The sequence below is a fragment of the Raineya orbicola genome (genome assembly GCF_002843425.1).
Taxonomy (GTDB): Bacteria; Bacteroidota; Bacteroidia; order Cytophagales; family Thermonemataceae; genus Raineya; species Raineya orbicola.
Window position 1 is genome coordinate 1 of sequence record NZ_NKXO01000032.1, and the last position, 18,292, is coordinate 18,292.

Below are 18,292 nucleotides of genomic sequence, written 5' to 3' on the forward strand. Positions count from 1 at the left end.
CAATTTGTGGTCTGGAATTATTGCCTACAAATTCCTAGATAAAAAGCCCACTATTAGAGATTTTCAAGAAAAAAATCTACTTACAAATTTTGAACTTTTTCAAGATATTGCCGCTTAACTCACGTAAATTACTAAGCGCCTGTATAGTTCTTCACTTTCATTGCTGACCGATTTATACCAGCTTACAATGGCATATGGTTATTGGAAATCGGGCAGAGGCGAACAAGAAGTGGTTTTCAATTTATTTTTTCGCCGTAATCCTTTCAAAGGGGGCTATGCCATAGCTTGCGGATTAGAGTATATTTTGGATTATCTGCAAAATTTTCGTTTAGATAGTTCTGATATTTCTTATTTGGCTTCGCTCAAAGGTAATGACGGCAAAGTTCTTTTTGAAGCCGATTTTTTGGATTACCTATCAAATCTTAAATTTTCTTGCACCGTAGATGCTATTCCCGAAGGTACAGTCGTTTTCCCTCACGAGCCTCTCTTGCGAGTGCGGGGTCCTATTATTCAGTGCCAACTTATAGAAACACCTTTGCTAAATATTATCAATTTTCAAACGCTAATTGCTACCAAAGCCTCACGGGTAGTTTGGGCAAGCAAGGGCGAGAGTGTGTTGGAATTTGGCTTGCGGAGAGCTCAAGGCATTGACGGCGGACTTGCCGCCAGCCGTGCCGCTTACATTGGCGGTTGTGATGCTACTTCCAATGTACTGGCAGGCAAACTTTTTGGTATTCCTGTGCGTGGCACACACGCCCATAGCTGGGTGATGTCTTTTGAAAGTGAATTAGAGGCTTTTGAGACTTATGCAGAAATAATGCCTAACAATTGTGTTTTTTTGGTAGATACCTACGACACCATAGAAGGAGTAAAAAACGCCGTAAAAGTAGGACAAAAACTGCGTGAAAAAGGCTACAAACTTGCAGGCATACGTTTAGATTCAGGTGATTTGGCATATTTGAGCATTCAAGCTCGTAAAATACTTGATGAAGCAGGTTTTTCTGATACCGTGATTGTAGCCAGTAATGATTTAGACGAGGAAATTATTGAAAGTCTGAAAAATCAAGAAGCTCAAATTTCCGTTTGGGGGGTAGGTACGAAGCTCGTTACTGCCTATGACCAGCCTGCTTTGGGGGGCGTGTATAAAATTTCGGCTATTCGCCGTAAAGATGGCTCTTGGGACTATAAAATGAAACTTTCTGAACAATCCATCAAAATTTCAAATCCGGGCATACAGCAAGTAAAACGCTTCGAAAAAAATGGCGAATTTATTGGGGATATGATTTTTAATGAAGAAAACTTTACTGAAAGCCATTCTTACACAATGATAGACCCCGCCGATAGCACGCGTTTCAAGACTTTTTCTGATGAGAAAAATGAAAACTTATTGGTAAGAGTTTTTGAAAATGGCAAAATAACCTTTCAAAATCCTAATATTCAGCAGATAAGAAACAGAGTAAAGGAACAACTTTCTAAGTTTCACGCAGGTATTAAGCGTTTTGTCAATCCACACAGCTACCCTGTGGGTTTGGAAGAAAATCTTTGGTCGCTCAAACACGAGCTTGTGAGGAGATTGCGTAAGAAGATGTAACTTGTTCAAAACAAACCCTTACCAAATAAGTAAGGGTTGTATTGAGTATTTTTTTGTCTAAAAAACTGCTTCTGCAATTTGCCGTACGGCATCAGATTTACTCATAGAATAGTAGTGCAAGACAGGCACTCCAAACTGAATTAACTCTTTGGACTGCTGAATTGCCCATTCAATTCCTACCTGTTTGACCTGTTCGGGTGTTTTACAACTTTCTACTGCTTTTACAAGTTCATCAGGAATATCTATGTGGAAAATAGCGGGTAAAATAGTCAGTTGTTTTTGGGTTGTAATGGGCTTTAGCCCGGGAATAATAGGAATAGTAATGCCCATTTCTCGGCATTTGGATACAAAATCAAAATATTTTTGATTATCAAAAAACATTTGTGTTACGATATAATCTGCCCCTAAATCTTGTTTGAGTTTTAGGTATTTGAGGTCTGTTTGGAGATTGGGGGCTTCAAAATGTTTTTCAGGATAGCCCGCTACTCCTATGCAAAAATCAGTAGCAGAGGCTTGCAAACCTTCGTCAAGGTATTTACCTTTGTTCATATTGACAACCTGCTGTAAAAGCTCGCTTGCGTAGGCGTGTCCATCGGGTTCGGGAATAAAAGTGCCTTCGCTCTTGATTGCATCGCCACGCAATACGAGTACGTTATCAATGCCCAAGAAGTGCAAATCTATCAAAGCGTTTTCGGTTTCCTCTTTGCTAAATCCACCACAGATAATATGCGGAACGGCATCAACCTTAAAGTGGTTCATAATAGCGGCACAAATGCCCACCGTACCCGGACGCTTGCGTATGCGTTGGCGTTCCAGTAGTCCGTTTTCACGTTTTTTATAGACGTACTCTTCACGATGATAAGTAACATCTATAAATTTAGGTTTGAACTCCATTAGCGGCTCAATCGCCTTGAAAAGTTGCTGTATGCTCTCGCCTTTGAGCGGAGGCAATATTTCAAAAGAAAACAAAGTTTCTTTGCTTTCACGAATGTATTGGGTAACTTTGGTCATAGCTGATACATTTTGCCTTGTTGGCTAAAAATTCCTTTATCAGAAGGCTACCACACCCTTAAAATTGATGCGGTAGCTTTTTTCTTGGTCTAATCAATCAAAACACATCTATTAGCAAGCAAGTCAGCTTCAATTTTTTTGAATTTCACATCTCTGACAATTTTGCCATCAGTATACATTACATTTACTTTTTGATTTCTATCCGCAATTTTCTGAGAGCGAATAGGTTGTGTTTTGGTGGTGGTAGTAGCCGAAGGGTCGTGGTACTCGCCGCTCATTGAAGAAATAAACTGCTCTTTGTTTTGTTGTAGATTTTTGTTGTTACTTGGTTTTTTAATTTCTTGTTGGAGCGTTGGAGTTTGCTCTTGTGGTACAAATACTTCGGCTTTGATAAGAAAAGAAATAATATCTTTATTTACTCTTGTGATGAAGGTTTTGAAAAGCTCAAAAGCCTCAAATTTGTAAATAAGAAGCGGGTCTTTTTGCTCATAAGAAGCCATTTGCACCGATTGCTTCAAATCGTCCATATCTCGGAGATGCTCTTTCCATTCTTGGTCAATGATAGCAAGCGTAGCATTTTTCTCCAGCTCACGAATTACTTCCCAAGCATTACTTTCAACAGCTTTGGTAAAATTTACTTCAAAATAGATGTTCTTTCTGCCATCGGTAAAGGGAATAGCAATATTTTGGAACTTGCCTTGTGTTTGCTCATATTGAATTTTAAGATTAGGAGCAAGATTTTCTTCTGCGAGTTGTTTCATTCTACTCTGATAATGCTCTACTACTTGGTTGTAAAGTTTACGAATCAGGTTAGTAGCATTTTTGGAGTGAAATTCGTTGGGCTCTATGTTGGGCGTAAAGCCAAAGGTAGAAATAAATGACATTTCAAAATTCTCAAAATTATCGGGGGAAAGCATACTTTCTACCATTTGCTTACAAACCTCAAACATCATTGTGTAGAGGTCAAGTTGTAATCTTTCGCCAAAGAGAGCATTTCGGCGGCGTTTGTAAATTTGTTCCCGCTGAACATTCATTACATCATCATACTCTAAAAGTCTTTTACGGATACCGAAATTGTTTTCTTCAACCTTCTTTTGAGCTCTTTCAATGGATTTGGTTACCCAAGAATGTTGAATTACCTCGCCTTCTTTCAACCCTATTCTATCCATAATTTTGGCGATACGGTCAGAGCCGAAAAGACGCATCAGGTTATCTTCTAAACTTACAAAGAATTGCGAGCTACCAGGGTCTCCTTGTCTGCCTGAGCGTCCGCGTAACTGTCTATCTACTCGGCGGGATTCGTGGCGTTCTGTGCCAATAATAGCCAAACCGCCTGCGGCACGTGATTCGGGGGTAAGTTTGATGTCTGTACCGCGTCCTGCCATATTGGTAGCAATGGTAACAGTTCCCGAAATCCCTGCTTGTGCAACAATTTCAGCCTCTTTCTGATGTTGTTTAGCGTTCAGAACTTGATGAGGAATTTTGCGTTGGTTGAGCATACGGCTCAATAGCTCGGAAGTTTCCACCGAAGTAGTACCTACCAGTACAGGTCTGCCTTGCTCACGCAGTTTTACAATTTCTTCAATAACGGCATTGAATTTTTCACGCATTGTTTTATAGACCAAATCTTCGTGGTCTTTGCGAATTACGGGCTTATTGGTAGGAATTACCACTACATCAAGTTTGTAGATTTGCCAGAACTCACCTGCTTCGGTTTCGGCAGTACCCGTCATACCTGCGAGTTTGTGGTACATTCGGAAGTAGTTTTGAAGCGTAATGGTAGCGTAAGTTTGTGTAGCTTGTTCTACTTTAACATTTTCTTTTGCCTCCAAAGCCTGATGCAAGCCATCGGAATAGCGTCTGCCTTCCATTATACGCCCTGTTTGCTCATCAACAATTTTTACTTCTCCTTCCAAAACCACATATTCTACATCTTTTTCAAAAAGGCAATACGCTTTCAAAAGCTGATTGACTACGTGAATACGCTCCGATTTAATCGTATAATCGCTGATGAGTTTCTCTTTCAATTTAGCTTTCTCCTCTAAACTTTGTGATGAGTTTTCAATTTTAGCAATTTCAGAACCTATATCAGGAAGGACAAAAAAGTTAGGGTCTTCGCCTGCGGTAGTGATAAAGTCAATCCCTTTTTGAGTGAGTTCTATCAGGTTATTTTTCTCATCAATAGTAAAATATAGCGGGGCATCGGCTTCGGGCATCAGCTTTTGGTTATCAGCTAAATAAATAGCTTCTGTTTTTTGCAAGATGGTTTTGATACCTGCTTCGCTCAAATATTTAATCAGCGGGCGATTTTTGGGCAAGCCTCTAAATGCTCTGAAAAGAGCCAGTCCTCCTTCTTTGGTTTCTCCAGCCTGAATTTTTTTGCGAGCTTCGTTCAAAAATTCATTAACAATTTGCTTTTGAGCATTGACAAGTTTTTCGACACGAGGTTTCAGGGCGTAAAACATTTCTTCTTGTCCTGTACGGCTTACAGGACCCGCAATAATGAGTGGAGTACGAGCATCATCAATCAACACGGAATCTACCTCATCAACCATTGCATAATGCAATTTGCGTTGTACGAGTTCATCAGGCGAACTGACCATATTATCCCGCAGGTAGTCAAAGCCGAACTCATTATTTGTGCCGTAGGTAATATCTGCCAAGTAGGCATTTCGGCGAGCTTGCGAGTTGGGGCGGTGCTTATCAATGCAATCAACGCGTAAGCCGTGAAACTCAAAAAGTGGTCCCATCCACTCACTATCACGGCGAGCAAGATAATCGTTCACGGTTACAATATGTACCCCTTTTCCCGCCAAAGCATTCAAGAAAGCGGGGAAAGTAGCTACCAGGGTTTTTCCTTCGCCTGTCGCCATCTCAGCGATTTTACCTTTGTGTAAAACAACTCCTCCAATAATCTGAACATCATAATGCACCATATCCCAAGTGATACGATTACCTGCGGCAACCCAAGAGTTGTACCAAAGGGCTTTTTCACCCTCAATTTTTACATTATCTTTTTTAGCGGCAAGCTCTCTATCGTAGTTGGTAGCGGTAACTTCCAAAACTTCGTTTTCTTTGAAACGGCGTGCAGTTTCTTTGACTATAGCAAAGGCTTGGGGCAGAATTTCTTCTAAAACCTTTTCAAGTTCTTTGTCGTGTTCTTTTTCTAATTCGTCTATCTTATTGAAAATCTTTTCCTGCTCCAAAATATTCATTTGTGGATTTTCAGCAATTTGTTTTCGTAAAGCGGCAATTTGCTCATCAAGCGGTAATAGTTGCTGACGAATGTAAGTTTTCAAATCTTGCGTTTTCTGACGCAGTTCATCATTGCTAATTTCGCGAAGTTTGGCAAACTCCAAATTCACTTTTCCAATGTAAGGTTGCAACTCTTTGCGGTCTTTTTCAACCTTTGAACCCACCAGTTTTGCCAAAGCATTTACAATAAAATTTGCCATTGTGATTACATTTTTTTGAACTGCAAAGTTAAACATTTTTGCTTGTGCTTCAAAACGTGTGCCAAAAGAAAGTTATGCCAAATGTTCATAAAAAATAGTAATTTTGCAGTCAATTTGCCTGAAACTATGATAGACACACACGCACACTTGTATTTAGAGGAGTTTTCAAAAGACCAGCCCGAAGTAATAGCCAAAGCCCAAGACATAGGAGTAGAAAAAATTTACTTGCCTAACATAGATAGCCGTAGCATAGAGGCTATGCTGGAACTTGAGTTTCGCTATCCTGATTTTTGTGTAGCGACTATGGGTTTGCACCCTTGCTCGGTAAAAAAAGATTTTGAAAAAGAATTGTACATAGTAGAGGAATGGCTGGGTAAGCGAAAGTTTGCGGCAATTGGCGAAATGGGTACAGACCTATATTGGGACAAAACTTTTTGGCAAGAGCAACAAGAAGCCTTCAAGATACAAGCCGAATGGGCAAAAAAATACGAACTGCCTCTTATCATTCATTGTCGCAATTCTATTGATGAAACTATCTCTTTGCTGGAAAATTTGCAAGAAAATGAACGCCCTTTGAAAGGTATTTTTCACTGCTTTACGGGTAATTTGGAGCAGGCTCAAAAAATTATAGATTTAGGTTTTTATTTAGGAATTGGTGGAGTAGTTACTTTCAAAAATGGAGGTTTGGATAAAGTTTTGCCGCATATTGATTTAGAGCATTTGGTTTTAGAAACAGATAGCCCTTATTTAGCTCCTGTTCCACACCGAGGCAAACGCAACGAAAGCAGTTATCTTTTGCTAATTGCTCAAAAAATAGCTGAAATGAAGTCAGTTTCTTTGGACGAAATAAAATCAAAAACTACGCAAAATGCCCAAAAAATTTTTGCTTTTTAGTTTTGCTTTGTTATTTCCTGTTTGCGTTCAGGCACAAGGTTTCAATGAATTAGGTTCTTGGAATATTCTGAATGTAGGTTATGCTCTAAATGACAAATGGAGTTTGAATGCAGAGGCTCAATTGCGAAGTTTAGGTTTTTATGGACGTTTCCATTATTATGAGGTAAAAGCAGGGGCATCTTTTCGTTTGAATAGGCAGTTTTCTGTTTCAGCTTTTGGGGGGACCTACCAAACCTATGCAGATTTAGGTGGAAACTTTGATACCCCTAAAATCAATGATGAAGAAAGGCTTTGGGTACAGGCTAACTTGCACAACGAATGGGGAAGGGTATTCATTGAACATCGCTATCGCTATGAAGCCCGTTGGACTTTGCGAGGATATCGGAATCGGTTTCGGTATCGCTTGCAACTGCAAGTTCCTTTGAATAAGCCTCGTTTTGAACCGCAAACTTTTTTTGCTACAATTTCTAATGAACTTTTCCTTACGGATAGGGCTACCTACTTTGAACGCAATCGTTTTTTTGTAGGCTTTGGCTATCAGTGGAGCAAAACTCTTACACAACAAGTTGGCTGGCTTTATCAGTTTGATTACTTTGTAAATGACGAAATCGGGAAAAATTTTTTACAAATTTCTCTGGCTTTTCGCTTGAAAAAAACTGAAAAAGACCTTACCTCACCTGAAAATATCAACAACGAAAATCAATAATCAAACCCGCTTTACAATCAGTTCTGCACCTTCCTGCCCAATAACCTCAATTGGTGTGCCTTGTTCAATAAAATCACCTCTTGTGAAAGCATCATAAATATGATTATCAATCAGCACCTTTCCCGAAGGACGAAGCACGGTATAAGCTGTACCTTGTTTGCCTATCATTGTAGGAATAATAGCAGAGACAAAGCCTTCTTTACTATCAAGAGAGGTTTGCAAGGCAATATGCTTAAATTTTTTGCTTGTAGCAATTTTGGGTGCAAGAAGGGCTATCATTATTACTGCTCCTATTAGTCCTATGCTGGTAGTTATCAAAGATTCATATAAGGATTTTTTTGAAACTCCTTCCAAGCTAAACCCAACATTGCCAATCATCATAAGCCCCAGAGACCCGAACATTACAATTAGACCTGCTATCAAGAGGACTTTAACGCCCGGTAATAGAAAAATCTCCATAGCTATCAGCCCCAAACCTGCAAAAAAGAGCAGAAGCTCCCAGTTTTGGGCAAGTCCTTGTACGTAATGTGGTACAAAATACAATGCCAAACCCACCAAAGCGGCGATAAGCGGAAAACCTACCCCCGGAGTTTGTAGCTCAAAATAGATGCCCCCAATAATGAGCAAGACCAAAAGAGAGCGGATAACAGGATTTAGGAAAAAACCTATAATTTTATCCACAAAAGTGGGTGTATAGCGTATAATTTGAGCTTTTTCCATTTTATAGTGTTTCAAAATTTCCTCAATGCTATTGAACTTCCCTTCGCAATAGCCGTTTTTAATCGCTTCGGAGGTAGTATAAACAATTAGTTTGCCCGGTGTTATCAGGCTATCATATTCTAGGGTTTCATCTACCATAGCCTCGGCGATTTTAGGGTTACGGCGGTTGGCTTCGGCAGAGGCTCGCATTTTGGCTCGTATGGCGGCTCGGTATTTTTCGGGAGCATATTTGCCTTCGGCATCTACGGGGGTTACAGCTCCCATATTTGCTCCTTCCGACATATAAATGCTATCGCAAGCAATGGCTATCAAAGCCCCCCCTGAATAGGCATTGTTGTTGATAAATGCCCATACAGGGATAGGGAAGTCTAAAATCTGCTGATTGATATGGTCAGCGGCACTCACCAACCCACCGGGCGTGTTAATTTCTACAATCACATAATCTACCTTTTTTCTTTTGGCTTCTGCCAAGGCAGAGTCCGCCATTACACTGATAGGGTCTGCGATTTCGCCTTCTATTTTGAAATAGTAAATTTTTTGGGCTGAGGCTTGCAACCATAAGGAAAAAAGCAATAAAGAAACTCGTAATGCCACTTTCATCTGAACAGCTTTTTGTTTTGTAGCCAAAGTTAAAAAAGATTTTCAAATTTATCTCACAACCCCCAATTCTCTTTATCCAAGTCGCGGTAGCGAATGGCTTCGGCGAGGTGTTCTATAAGGATTTTTTCACTTCCCGCAAGGTCGGCAATGGTACGAGCAACTTTCAGAATTCTATCGTAAGCTCTTGCAGAAAGCCCCTTTTTTTCCATTGCGGCTTTAAGCAAAATTTTGCCTGCTTCATCAATTATACAGATTTCCTTGACAAGTTGCGAGGGTATCATTGCATTGGAATAGATGTGTTTCATTCCGAGTTTTTCAAAGCGTTCGGTTTGCCTTTCACGAGCTTTGATAACTCTTTCACGAATAGTGGCACTACTTTCAGTTTTATTGTTAGAGCTTAATTCATCAAAAGAAACAGGGGTAACCTCAACGTGTAAATCAATTCTATCCAAAAGAGGACCGCTTACTTTATTGAGATATTTTTGAACGCTACCCGGAGGGCACACACATTCCTTTTCAGGGTGATTGTAGTAGCCACAAGGACAAGGGTTCATAGCCGCAATAAGCATAAAATTAGCGGGAAACTCAATAGATACCTTGGCTCTTGCAATGCTAACTTTACGCTCCTCCAAAGGCTGACGCATTACTTCCAGCACAGTTCGCTTAAATTCGGGTAGCTCGTCCAGAAATAAAACGCCATTGTGAGCTAAAGAAATTTCCCCTGGTTGAGGAATAGCCCCACCTCCTACAAGTGCTACATCGCTAATGGTATGATGTGGGGAGCGAAAAGGACGTGTGGAAATCAGTGAGGCGTTGCTATCCAATTTACCCGCGACTGAATGGATTTTGGTAGTTTCAAGGGCTTCTTGAAGGGTAAGCGGTGGCAAAATAGTTGCTATGCGTTTGGCAAGCATAGTTTTACCTGCCCCAGGCGGACCTATCATAATTACATTATGCCCCCCTGCGGCGGCTATTTCCAAGGCACGCTTCATACTTTCTTGTCCTTGCACATCAGCAAAATCTACATCATATTTATCCAAATTCTCAGAGAAAATTTTACGGGTATCTTTGCGTAAAGGCTCAATGCTTTTTGCACCTGTGAGAAAATCAATAGCTTCTTGTAAATTTTCTACCCCAATAATATCTAAATTATTCACAATAGCGGCTTCGGAAGCGTTGGCTTTGGGCAAAATAAAGCCTTTGAAACCTTTTTTACGGGCTTCCACAGCGATTGGCAAAACTCCTTTAATAGGACGTAAAACACCATCTAAAGCCAATTCGCCCATAATGACGTATTTTTCTGCCTCTTGCGAAACTATCTGCTCAGAAGCGAGCAAAATGCCAATAGCTATGGTAAGGTCGTAGGCGGCACCTTCTTTACGAATATCCGCAGGAGCAAGATTAACTACTACTTTCTGACGAGGGAAAAAATATCCTATGTATTTGAGTGCCGATTCTACTCTTTGGGTGGCTTCTTTGACAGCACTATCGGGCAAACCTACCATAAAAAGTCCTTGTCCTTGTCCTACATTTACTTCTATGGTTATCGGGAAAGCACTTACCCCATACACAGCATATCCATATACTTTGGCTAACATTGCTCAATGCTTTTTTGAAATGAAATAATCGGAAACTTTATCAAATATTTTCTTGCGAGAAGTAGGCAAAACCGCAATAATTAGCATCAGGATAAACAAAATTCCTACTATCAGAAAGCCCCAGAAATGACTTTCTAAAATCTCATTGAGGGCATATGCCAAAGCAAAACACAAGAATAGTAAGCCCGCTGAACCTAAAAAAAGCCAAAAAAGAGCAATAATAGCTTTGGTAAAAAGTTGATACAACTCGTCTTGAAGTTGGTTTTCTATGAGTTGCAGGCGTACTTCTATGTAGCGTCGTAAAAGTTGGTAAAGATTTTCAAACATTTTGCCTTGCCAATTGAAGGCTTAAAAATAATATTCTTTGTTGGAAAGAAAAAATCTGCTTGTGGAAAATCAAGCAGACTTGGACTTATTCATTCGGCATTTATCGCTACAATATTTGACTTCACTCCAAACCTTTTCCCACTTTTTTCGCCAAGAAAAAGGTCTGCCACAACTTATGCAAATTTTTTCAGGCAAATGTTGCTTTTTGACTTTATGCATAAAAACACTTAAAATTTCGCATAAAAATACTTTTTAGACATCATTAGTTGCTATTTTTTATTTTTCTTATCTTTCTTTTCGTCTTCAGCAAGCAATATTTTGCGGGCTTCTTCTAATGCGGCTTTTTGTTTAGCACTTACCGTAGGATAGCTCAAATTTAATTTTTCAAACTGCTGATAAATAATAGTAGCAATGGCAAGCCGAGCAAACCATTTGTTATCGGCAGGAATGATAAACCAAGGAGCATAATCGGTAGAAGTTTCAGAAAAGGCTTCTTCAAAAGCCTTTTGATATTCGTCCCAAAAGGCACGTTCTTTTACATCGGAAGCGGAAAATTTCCAATTTTTTTCAGGGTTTTCTATTCGTTCCAGAAAACGCTTTTTTTGCTCATCTTTGGAAACGTGTAAAAAGAATTTCAGGATAATCATTCCATTTTCGGTAAGATTTTTTTCAAAACGGCGAATTTGCTCATAGCGAATTTGCCAGAATTTTTTATCAATTTTATCAATGCTATCAATACCGGGCAAATTTTCGTTTAAGATATATTCGGGATGTACTTTGGTAACCAGCACATTTTCGTAGTGCGAGCGGTTGTGAATAGCAATTTCGCCTCGTGGTGGTAGGGCTTGCATATGTCTCCAAAAATAGTCGTGGTCAAGTTCGTGAGCCGTAGGAGCTTTGAAACTATACACGCGTACCCCCAAAGGATTCAAGCCCGACATTACATGCTTGACAGCCCCATCTTTGCCTGCCGCATCCATTGCCTGAAAAATAATCAGAACACTATATTGGTTATGGGCATACAGCTTATCTTGCATTATCGCCAGTTGCTTTCTACCTTCTTCTAAAAGCATTTCTGCATCTTTTTTGCTAAGTTCTTTACCTTCGTATTTGGTGGCAAAATCTTTCAAGGAAACTTTTTTACCCGCAGGAGCTATAAATTTGTTGCTGTTGATTAGCTTTTCAATAAGCATAGGAGTGCATTTTAAGTGAAAATGAAGAAAAAATTAACTTGCTATGAAGCAAGTTAGAAAAAATGCTGATAAGTACAAAAAAAGATAGAAGTTTATTTTCTAAAATTTCAAGCAATGGCTTCTTTATTAGGAATAAACACACAAATTCGGGTGTATTCGTTTTCTATACTTTCTACACTGATTTTACCTTTCAAACGTTCTACAGCTTTTTTGACAATATACAATCCTAAACCATTGCCTTGAGAAGTTTCTGATGAGCGAACAAACATATTGAACATTTCTTTTTGCCTTTCTTTGGCAATGCCGATACCATTATCTTCCACGGTAATTTTGGCAAAATCTTTTTGTAAATCCAGACTTACAATTACAGAGTGTCCGTGTGTATTTTCGGGTTTATGAAACTCAAAAGCATTTTCCAAAAGGTTCAGCAGTATGATATGCAGGAGTTCTTTATCGGCGAGTAAGTACTCTTCTACAAAGAATATTTGTGTATTGGTAGTTGTAAATCCGTTGCTTACCTTTGGTAAAATACTTTCTACAATTTGCTTAAAGGAAACACGTTCAAATTCAGGGGTTCGGTGGCTGATAACATTTACCATTACAAGTTTATCAAGCATTTTCCCCATTTTTTGTGTAATTCGCTCGGTTTTTTCAAATAAATCTATGACTTTGCTATCTTCGTTTTCCAATTTGCCGAGCATAGCTATACCCGAAAGTGTAGCCAAAGGTCCGCGGAAATCGTGAGAAATACGATACATAAAAAGTTCTAGTTCTTCTTTGGCAGTACGCAAAGCATCAGAAGCAATACGTATTTTTTCGGTACGCTCTTCAATAAGTTTCTCTAATTTTTGGTTAAATGTGTGCAATTCTGCATTTTTTGCCTCTATTTGATGCTTGGCATTAGCAAGCTCTTGATGTTGCAAAAGGAGCTGATGATGTTGGCTTTCTATTTCTGATTTTTTGAGAGCAAGTTCTTGGGCAATACGCTGGTTTTTCCGTAGCGAAAGTAACAAAAAAGCGGCAAGCAAAAGTGTAATCGTTCCATTGATAACAGCAGAGACACTAATATTTTTCTGTGTAGAAGCATATTTATCTTGAGCTTCTTTACTTTTTTTGAGCCAAGCATTTTCTCTTTGCTGTTTTTCAATAATATTATTTTGAAATTTGGTGAGCGTTAGGTCAGCTTGTCGGCTTACTTCTACATTGTACAAACTATCATTGATTTGTAGATACTTTTTTTGCATTGCGTAGGCTTGTGATAGAAAATTCTGCTTTTCGTAGTATTCGGCAAAGTATTGATAAGCCTTGGCTTCTAATTCTTTGGCTTTATTAAGTTTAGCAAGAGCAAGCCCTTCGTCTAAATAAGCGTAAGCCTCTGTGTATCTTCCTTTTTGGACAAGAGCTTTGGCAAGTTCTAGATCAGTTTCGGCAACGATAAATTTGTTATTGAGATTTTTACGCATTTGCAGAGCTTCTTGATAAAAATTGATTGCATCATCTACATTGCCAATTTCGTAATAAATATTTCCCAAGCTATGCAGAGAGTAATGCCTACCCACAGGATTGATTTTTTGCTCAATTTCTAATGATTTCTGGTGGTAAGTAATAGCCCTGTGGTACTCTCTTTTTTTCTGATAAATATCCCCTAAGTTAGTGTAGCAGATAGCCACACCCAAAGAATCTTTCAGACGATAACGAAAAGCCAAAGATTTTTCAAAAAATTCAATACCTTTGTCATAATCCTTCATTTTTACGAATACAGCCCCGATGCCGCTCATTGTTTTGGCGGTTTCTCTATCATCACCCAAACTTTCATCTATTTCCAGAGCTTTGAAAAAATACTCCAAAGCCTTCAAGTAATCACCTTGCACACGAGCCACAATACCTAAATTGTTGTAGGCTTTGGAAATACCTCTGGGGTAATTGCTTTTTTCTGCAATATACAGGGCTTGCATAGCATATTTCATACTTTCTTCAGGCTTTTCGCCTGAAAGGCGAAAGCTGATTTGTGAAAGAATTTTCACTTTGAGCGTATCCACTGATGTAGAAGCAAGCAAATGCTTCAAGCTATCAACGGGGTCTTTGAAACGCCCCCAAACAGCATAAGGTAAAAGAATAAGAAATATGATTTGAGAAACTTTCATATTACAAATAATGTGAAAATTTGAGAAAATATTTGCATATTTGCAAATTAAAACCAATTTTTATTTCATAAATTTTCATAGAACACTCATTTTATCAGAGAAACTTATCATTTTCTCTTTCAAATTTATGCAGAAGTTTTACCAAATTTATCCCCCGAAAGGGGGATTTTTAACTTTGTTTTGCCAAGAATGAATTTTCAATTCAAAAAAATTGTATATTTGCCTTACGCACCAAACGCAAACTGCTTATGAGTATTTTGTTTGATGATTTTCGGAGTTGGAAAGTTTATTGTGAAGAGAATAAAATACCTCTATATCAACCTGTTTTGGAATATGAAATGGAACAAAAAGGTCGTACAGAAGCCGAAATTTGGCAACATATACAAAAGGCTTATCAGGTAATGACTGAAGCTATACAGACGGGTCTTACTGAAGATATGACCTCGCGTTCGGGTATGGTAAATAATGGAGCAAAAAAAGTGTTCAAAACACCGATAGTGGTACTTTCCAAAGAGTTTCAAGAACTTATAGCTCGGGCTATGGCGGCAAAAGAAGTAAATTCTTGTATGGGAAGAATAGTAGCCGCACCTACGGCGGGGGCTTCAGGTATTTTGCCCGGTATTTTATACACACTTCAGCAAATACATCGCTTAGAAGACCGCAAAATTTGGGAAGCTCTGCTCGTAGCGGCAGGTATTGCCCTGATTATAGAAAGAAACGCAGGTATTGCAGGAGCAGTAGGAGGCTGTCAAGCCGAGACAGGCTCGGCGGCGGCTATGGGAGCGGGAGCTATTGTGTATTGTTTAGGGGGAACTACTCAGCAGGTTTTCAATGCAGTAGCTATTACTATTCAATGCACTTTGGGACTTGTATGCGACCCCGTAGCAGGGCTTGTTGAAGTGCCTTGTATTGTACGAAATGCCAGTGGAGTAGCTATTGCTTACTCCTCTGCTCAAATCGCCTTGGCTGACGTAGATGCCGTAATTCCCGTTGATGAGTGCGTACAAGCTATGGGTGAAATAGGGCAAAGTATGGAAACTCGCTACAAAGAAACAGCTCTCGGTGGGCTTGCCGCTACACTTACAGGCAAAGCAATCGCTCAAAAAGTTTTGGTTCAAGATGTGGAAATTTTACCTGACGAAACAGCCTAATCTATTGAAAACAAGATTTTTATATTTTTTGAAGGCAAGTTTAGTATCTATTTTGCTATGGATTTTGAGTTTGTCAATTTTTGCCCAAGATACGCTCAAAATTCCTGCCGCTTCAAATAGTTGGAAAGAGATACTCACCAAAAAAAGAGGTAAGGTAGTTGTTCTATGGACAAGATTAGAGCCTTTCATCTACAAAGAAATTAAGGGTAAAGATACCTTGATTAGTGGCATTGAAGCCGATTTGCTCAAAGAATTTTTCAAACTCGTAAGTAAAGAATATCAGGTAAAAATTGATTTAATTTGGCAAGAAGTACCTTATTTTAGTCTGGTACTTACGCTTATTAGCCAAAAGAAAGGCTGTTATGTAGGTGCGGCGGCTTTTTCTATTACAGAAGAACGCAGAAAAAGTGTAGATTTTTTCCTAAATTACTTACCTGATATTACCGTTATGATTTGTAACGAGGCTGTCCCTCTTTACTTAGACACGAATGATTTTTACAAGAATGCCCATAAATATGTCGCTTACACTGCCACAGGAAGCACTTATGAAAAAGATTTATTGAGTTTGCAGAGTAAAATTAAAAAGTTTTATCCCCAAATTCCACCTTTTGAAATCAGATATGCCCAAGAAGCAGAAAATTTAATAGACCTTATCAGTAATAATAGCAAAGCCTTTGGCTATATAGACTTACCTATTTATTTGCAATATTACCAAAAGAAGTACAATATCAAAAGGCAATTTTTGTTCAAAAGTATTCGCGAAGGAAACGCTTTTATGTTACCCAAAAACCACGATTGGCACGAACCCATAAAAAGAATTACTAACACAGCTCAATTTACCGTAATCAAAAATAAGATTTTGAAAAATTATATGGGACAAAAAAATTTGGAAGTGGTCTATGATATTTATGGTGGTAGGGGCGAACAAAATATTATTCAAAAGGAAAAAGCTATTCAAGACCAGCTTTTGCTTGAAAAACAACTTGAAAATGAAAAACAACAAAGACTTTGGCTTACTTCTGTAATTATTGCTATTTCTATCATATTTGTAATTTTGGTAGTTTTGGGTATTTATTATTACCGATATTATATCAGAGAACGAGATAATCAGATTTTACGTATAAAAAATGAAGAAATTGAACAGAAAAAAGCTGAAATTGAAGCCCAAAGAGATGAAATTGAAGAGAAAAACAAGAAAATTAGCGAGGCTCTATGGCAAATTCAGGAACAGAAAAAGCAATTAGAAGAACTGAATGAAAGCAAAGATAAATTCTTTTCGATTATTGCTCACGACTTGCGTAGCCCTATCAATTCGCTTTTGGGTTTTACAAACTTACTTTCCAATTATGCCGACGCAATGACCAAAGAGGAAGTTAAGAAAATTTCCAACGACCTTAACCATTCTCTAAAAAATGTGCTTCAACTTATAGAAGACCTACTCACTTGGGCAAGAAGCCAAATGGGGCGTGTAGAATTTAACCCCAAAGTGATTGTTCTCAATGAGGTAATACGCGAAGAATTGGAGCTTTCTGTAATTCTTTTTGAAAAAAAAGAAATTTCACTGAAATATGAAGTTCAGCCTTTGCTAATGACCTATGCAGACCCTAACCACATAAAGTTTGTTTTAAGAAACCTGCTCACCAATGCCTTAAAATTTACAAGCAGAAAAGGTAATGTTTGGGTAAGAGCTTACGAGCAAAATAACAAGATTTGGGTAGAGGTGGAAGATAATGGGGTGGGTATGCCTGAGAGTCTGAAAGCAAAACTATTTCAGATTGGAGGAGTAAAAAGTTCCAAAGGTACAGATAACGAACAAGGTACAGGACTCGGATTGCTGTTGTGTAAAGAGTTTATCCGAAAAAATAATGGAGAAATTTGGGTGGAAAGCGAGGAAGGTAAAGGTAGCAAATTTATTTTTACCCTAAATAAAGCAGAATAACAAAATTTATCCCAAATTTGCCTTCCAAATACTTTCAAACCTTCAAATCTGCTTTGTAGAATGTTTTTTTTAGTTGCTTTGGCTCTTTCGGCAAGTCTTTTTCTGATTTTTAGGAGTTTTCAGAAGTTTCGTATTCATACCTTTCAGGCGATTGTTTTTAATTATTGGACTTGCGTGCTTACTGCCCTTGTGTATTTGGGCGATTTTTCGGTTTTACAAAATATCACTTGGGAACATCTATGGGTGAAAGTGCCTTTGGGATTGGGTTTGCTATTCATCAGCACTTTTTACTTAATGGGCTATGTGGCTCAAAATATCAGTGTGGCGGCTTCTTCGGTGGCTTCTAAAATTTCTCTGATTATTCCTGTAATCGTAAATTTAATCTTTTTCAAGCACAAAGAAACCTTTGATTGGCTCAATTATACGGGTCTGATTTTGGTATTTTTGGCAATATTTCTTACTTCTTATCGCTCAAAAAACGTTCAGAGTGCAAGCAATACGCATTTCTTGAAAAGTTTTATGCTAATTGTGGCAATTTTTTTGATGAGTGGAGCCATTGATACCAGTATCAATTGGGTAAGCAGTGTCTCTGCTACTGATAAGACCTCACAAGCCTTGTTTTCTATGCTTATTTTTGCTATTGCAGGAATAGTTGGGGCGTTGATTTTAGCCAAACAAGTAATAGCCAAGAAAACTAAAATCACCTTGCCTAATATACTTGCAGGTGTGATATTGGGCGTTTTCAATTACTTTTCTGTGATTTTTATGATGCTTTCTTTGCAAAAAGAATTTGCGGGCAATGGGGCTTTTTTCTTTCCACTTTTCAACATTGCCATTATTGTCTTTTCTACTTTTCTTGCAATATTGCTTTTCAAAGAAAAACTCAATACCGCCAATCGCTTGGGAATTTTAGTAGCGGTGCTGGCTATTCTTGCAATGGCTCATCAGCATTTATGATGCAAT

General features: G+C 38.5%; 14 protein-coding genes. 6 read left to right on the plus strand and 8 right to left on the minus strand.

What is annotated here, in order from left to right:
* Window positions 1-187: 187 nt before the first annotated feature.
* Window positions 188-1,591, plus strand: a complete 1,404-nt coding sequence (locus Rain11_RS09990; protein WP_243390579.1) for a nicotinate phosphoribosyltransferase — start codon at window positions 188-190, stop codon at window positions 1,589-1,591.
* Between the two features lie 57 nt (window positions 1,592-1,648).
* Here the strand turns inward: Rain11_RS09990 and metF are convergent, their stop codons facing one another.
* Both metF and secA read right to left on the minus strand, forming a co-directional pair.
* Window positions 1,649-2,602 (minus strand): methylenetetrahydrofolate reductase [NAD(P)H], encoded by a 954-nt coding sequence (metF, locus tag Rain11_RS09995; RefSeq protein WP_101359226.1) that lies wholly within the window; start codon window positions 2,600-2,602, stop codon window positions 1,649-1,651.
* A gap of 89 nt (window positions 2,603-2,691) precedes the next feature.
* Window positions 2,692-6,057, minus strand: a complete 3,366-nt coding sequence (gene secA, locus Rain11_RS10000; protein WP_101359259.1) for a preprotein translocase subunit SecA — start codon at window positions 6,055-6,057, stop codon at window positions 2,692-2,694.
* A gap of 81 nt (window positions 6,058-6,138) precedes the next feature.
* Here secA and Rain11_RS10005 point away from each other — a divergent pair, with 81 nt between their 5' ends.
* Both Rain11_RS10005 and Rain11_RS10010 read left to right on the plus strand, forming a co-directional pair.
* Window positions 6,139-6,951, plus strand: coding sequence for a TatD family hydrolase (locus Rain11_RS10005; RefSeq protein WP_243390580.1), 813 nt, complete (start codon window positions 6,139-6,141; stop codon window positions 6,949-6,951).
* Window positions 6,926-7,657, plus strand: coding sequence for a DUF2490 domain-containing protein (locus Rain11_RS10010; protein WP_101359227.1), 732 nt, complete (start codon window positions 6,926-6,928; stop codon window positions 7,655-7,657). The genes Rain11_RS10005 and Rain11_RS10010 overlap by 26 nt, the downstream gene beginning before the upstream one ends.
* Here the strand turns inward: Rain11_RS10010 and Rain11_RS10015 are convergent, their stop codons facing one another.
* The 6 genes from Rain11_RS10015 to Rain11_RS10040 all read right to left on the minus strand — a co-directional run bounded on the left by Rain11_RS10015 (window position 7,658) and on the right by Rain11_RS10040 (window position 14,239).
* Window positions 7,658-8,977, minus strand: coding sequence for an NfeD family protein (locus Rain11_RS10015; RefSeq protein WP_101359228.1), 1,320 nt, complete (start codon window positions 8,975-8,977; stop codon window positions 7,658-7,660).
* 53 nt (window positions 8,978-9,030) lie between these two features.
* Entirely contained in the window at window positions 9,031-10,575 is a 1,545-nt protein-coding gene (locus Rain11_RS10020; protein WP_101359229.1) for a YifB family Mg chelatase-like AAA ATPase, read from the minus strand.
* A 3-nt stretch (window positions 10,576-10,578) separates the two neighbouring features.
* Window positions 10,579-10,902: a phage holin family protein gene (locus Rain11_RS10025; protein ID WP_101359230.1), complete on the minus strand. Its 324-nt coding sequence runs from the start codon at window positions 10,900-10,902 to the stop codon at window positions 10,579-10,581.
* A 69-nt stretch (window positions 10,903-10,971) separates the two neighbouring features.
* A complete protein-coding gene (locus Rain11_RS10030) occupies window positions 10,972-11,121 on the minus strand; it encodes a DUF2256 domain-containing protein (protein ID WP_101359231.1) in 150 nt (49 codons plus the stop codon).
* A gap of 50 nt (window positions 11,122-11,171) precedes the next feature.
* A complete protein-coding gene (locus Rain11_RS10035) occupies window positions 11,172-12,095 on the minus strand; it encodes a polyphosphate kinase 2 family protein (protein WP_207764450.1) in 924 nt (307 codons plus the stop codon).
* 107 nt (window positions 12,096-12,202) lie between these two features.
* Window positions 12,203-14,239, minus strand: a complete 2,037-nt coding sequence (locus Rain11_RS10040; RefSeq protein WP_101359232.1) for a tetratricopeptide repeat-containing sensor histidine kinase — start codon at window positions 14,237-14,239, stop codon at window positions 12,203-12,205.
* Between the two features lie 248 nt (window positions 14,240-14,487).
* Between Rain11_RS10040 and sdaAA the strand changes: the two genes are divergently transcribed.
* Genes sdaAA through Rain11_RS10055 form a run of 3 tightly spaced genes read left to right on the plus strand, consistent with a single transcriptional unit; the run spans window position 14,488 to window position 18,286 of the window.
* Window positions 14,488-15,390: an L-serine ammonia-lyase, iron-sulfur-dependent, subunit alpha gene (sdaAA, locus tag Rain11_RS10045; protein WP_101359233.1), complete on the plus strand. Its 903-nt coding sequence runs from the start codon at window positions 14,488-14,490 to the stop codon at window positions 15,388-15,390.
* On the plus strand, window positions 15,359-17,329 hold the full coding sequence (locus Rain11_RS10050) for an ATP-binding protein (protein WP_101359234.1): 1,971 nt from the start codon (window positions 15,359-15,361) through the stop codon (window positions 17,327-17,329). Before sdaAA ends, Rain11_RS10050 begins: the two co-directional genes overlap by 32 nt.
* 60 nt (window positions 17,330-17,389) lie before the next feature.
* Window positions 17,390-18,286, plus strand: coding sequence for a hypothetical protein (locus Rain11_RS10055; protein WP_101359235.1), 897 nt, complete (start codon window positions 17,390-17,392; stop codon window positions 18,284-18,286).
* Window positions 18,287-18,292 lie beyond the last annotated feature (6 nt).

Excerpts from the sequence above, each read along its gene's own strand:
- Rain11_RS09990 (WP_243390579.1), top strand. The coding sequence starts at position 188 with ATGGCATATGGTTATTGGAAATCGGGCAGAGGCGAACAAGAAGTGGTT.
- metF (WP_101359226.1), bottom strand. The coding sequence starts at position 2,602 with ATGACCAAAGTTACCCAATACATTCGTGAAAGCAAAGAAACTTTGTTT.
- secA (WP_101359259.1), bottom strand. The coding sequence starts at position 6,057 with ATGGCAAATTTTATTGTAAATGCTTTGGCAAAACTGGTGGGTTCAAAG.
- Rain11_RS10005 (WP_243390580.1), top strand. The coding sequence starts at position 6,139 with ATGTTCATAAAAAATAGTAATTTTGCAGTCAATTTGCCTGAAACTATG.
- Rain11_RS10010 (WP_101359227.1), top strand. The coding sequence starts at position 6,926 with ATGCCCAAAAAATTTTTGCTTTTTAGTTTTGCTTTGTTATTTCCTGTT.
- Rain11_RS10015 (WP_101359228.1), bottom strand. The coding sequence starts at position 8,977 with ATGAAAGTGGCATTACGAGTTTCTTTATTGCTTTTTTCCTTATGGTTG.
- Rain11_RS10020 (WP_101359229.1), bottom strand. The coding sequence starts at position 10,575 with ATGTTAGCCAAAGTATATGGATATGCTGTGTATGGGGTAAGTGCTTTC.
- Rain11_RS10025 (WP_101359230.1), bottom strand. The coding sequence starts at position 10,902 with ATGTTTGAAAATCTTTACCAACTTTTACGACGCTACATAGAAGTACGC.
- Rain11_RS10030 (WP_101359231.1), bottom strand. The coding sequence starts at position 11,121 with ATGCATAAAGTCAAAAAGCAACATTTGCCTGAAAAAATTTGCATAAGT.
- Rain11_RS10035 (WP_207764450.1), bottom strand. The coding sequence starts at position 12,095 with ATGCTTATTGAAAAGCTAATCAACAGCAACAAATTTATAGCTCCTGCG.
- Rain11_RS10040 (WP_101359232.1), bottom strand. The coding sequence starts at position 14,239 with ATGAAAGTTTCTCAAATCATATTTCTTATTCTTTTACCTTATGCTGTT.
- sdaAA (WP_101359233.1), top strand. The coding sequence starts at position 14,488 with ATGAGTATTTTGTTTGATGATTTTCGGAGTTGGAAAGTTTATTGTGAA.
- Rain11_RS10050 (WP_101359234.1), top strand. The coding sequence starts at position 15,359 with ATGTGGAAATTTTACCTGACGAAACAGCCTAATCTATTGAAAACAAGA.
- Rain11_RS10055 (WP_101359235.1), top strand. The coding sequence starts at position 17,390 with ATGTTTTTTTTAGTTGCTTTGGCTCTTTCGGCAAGTCTTTTTCTGATT.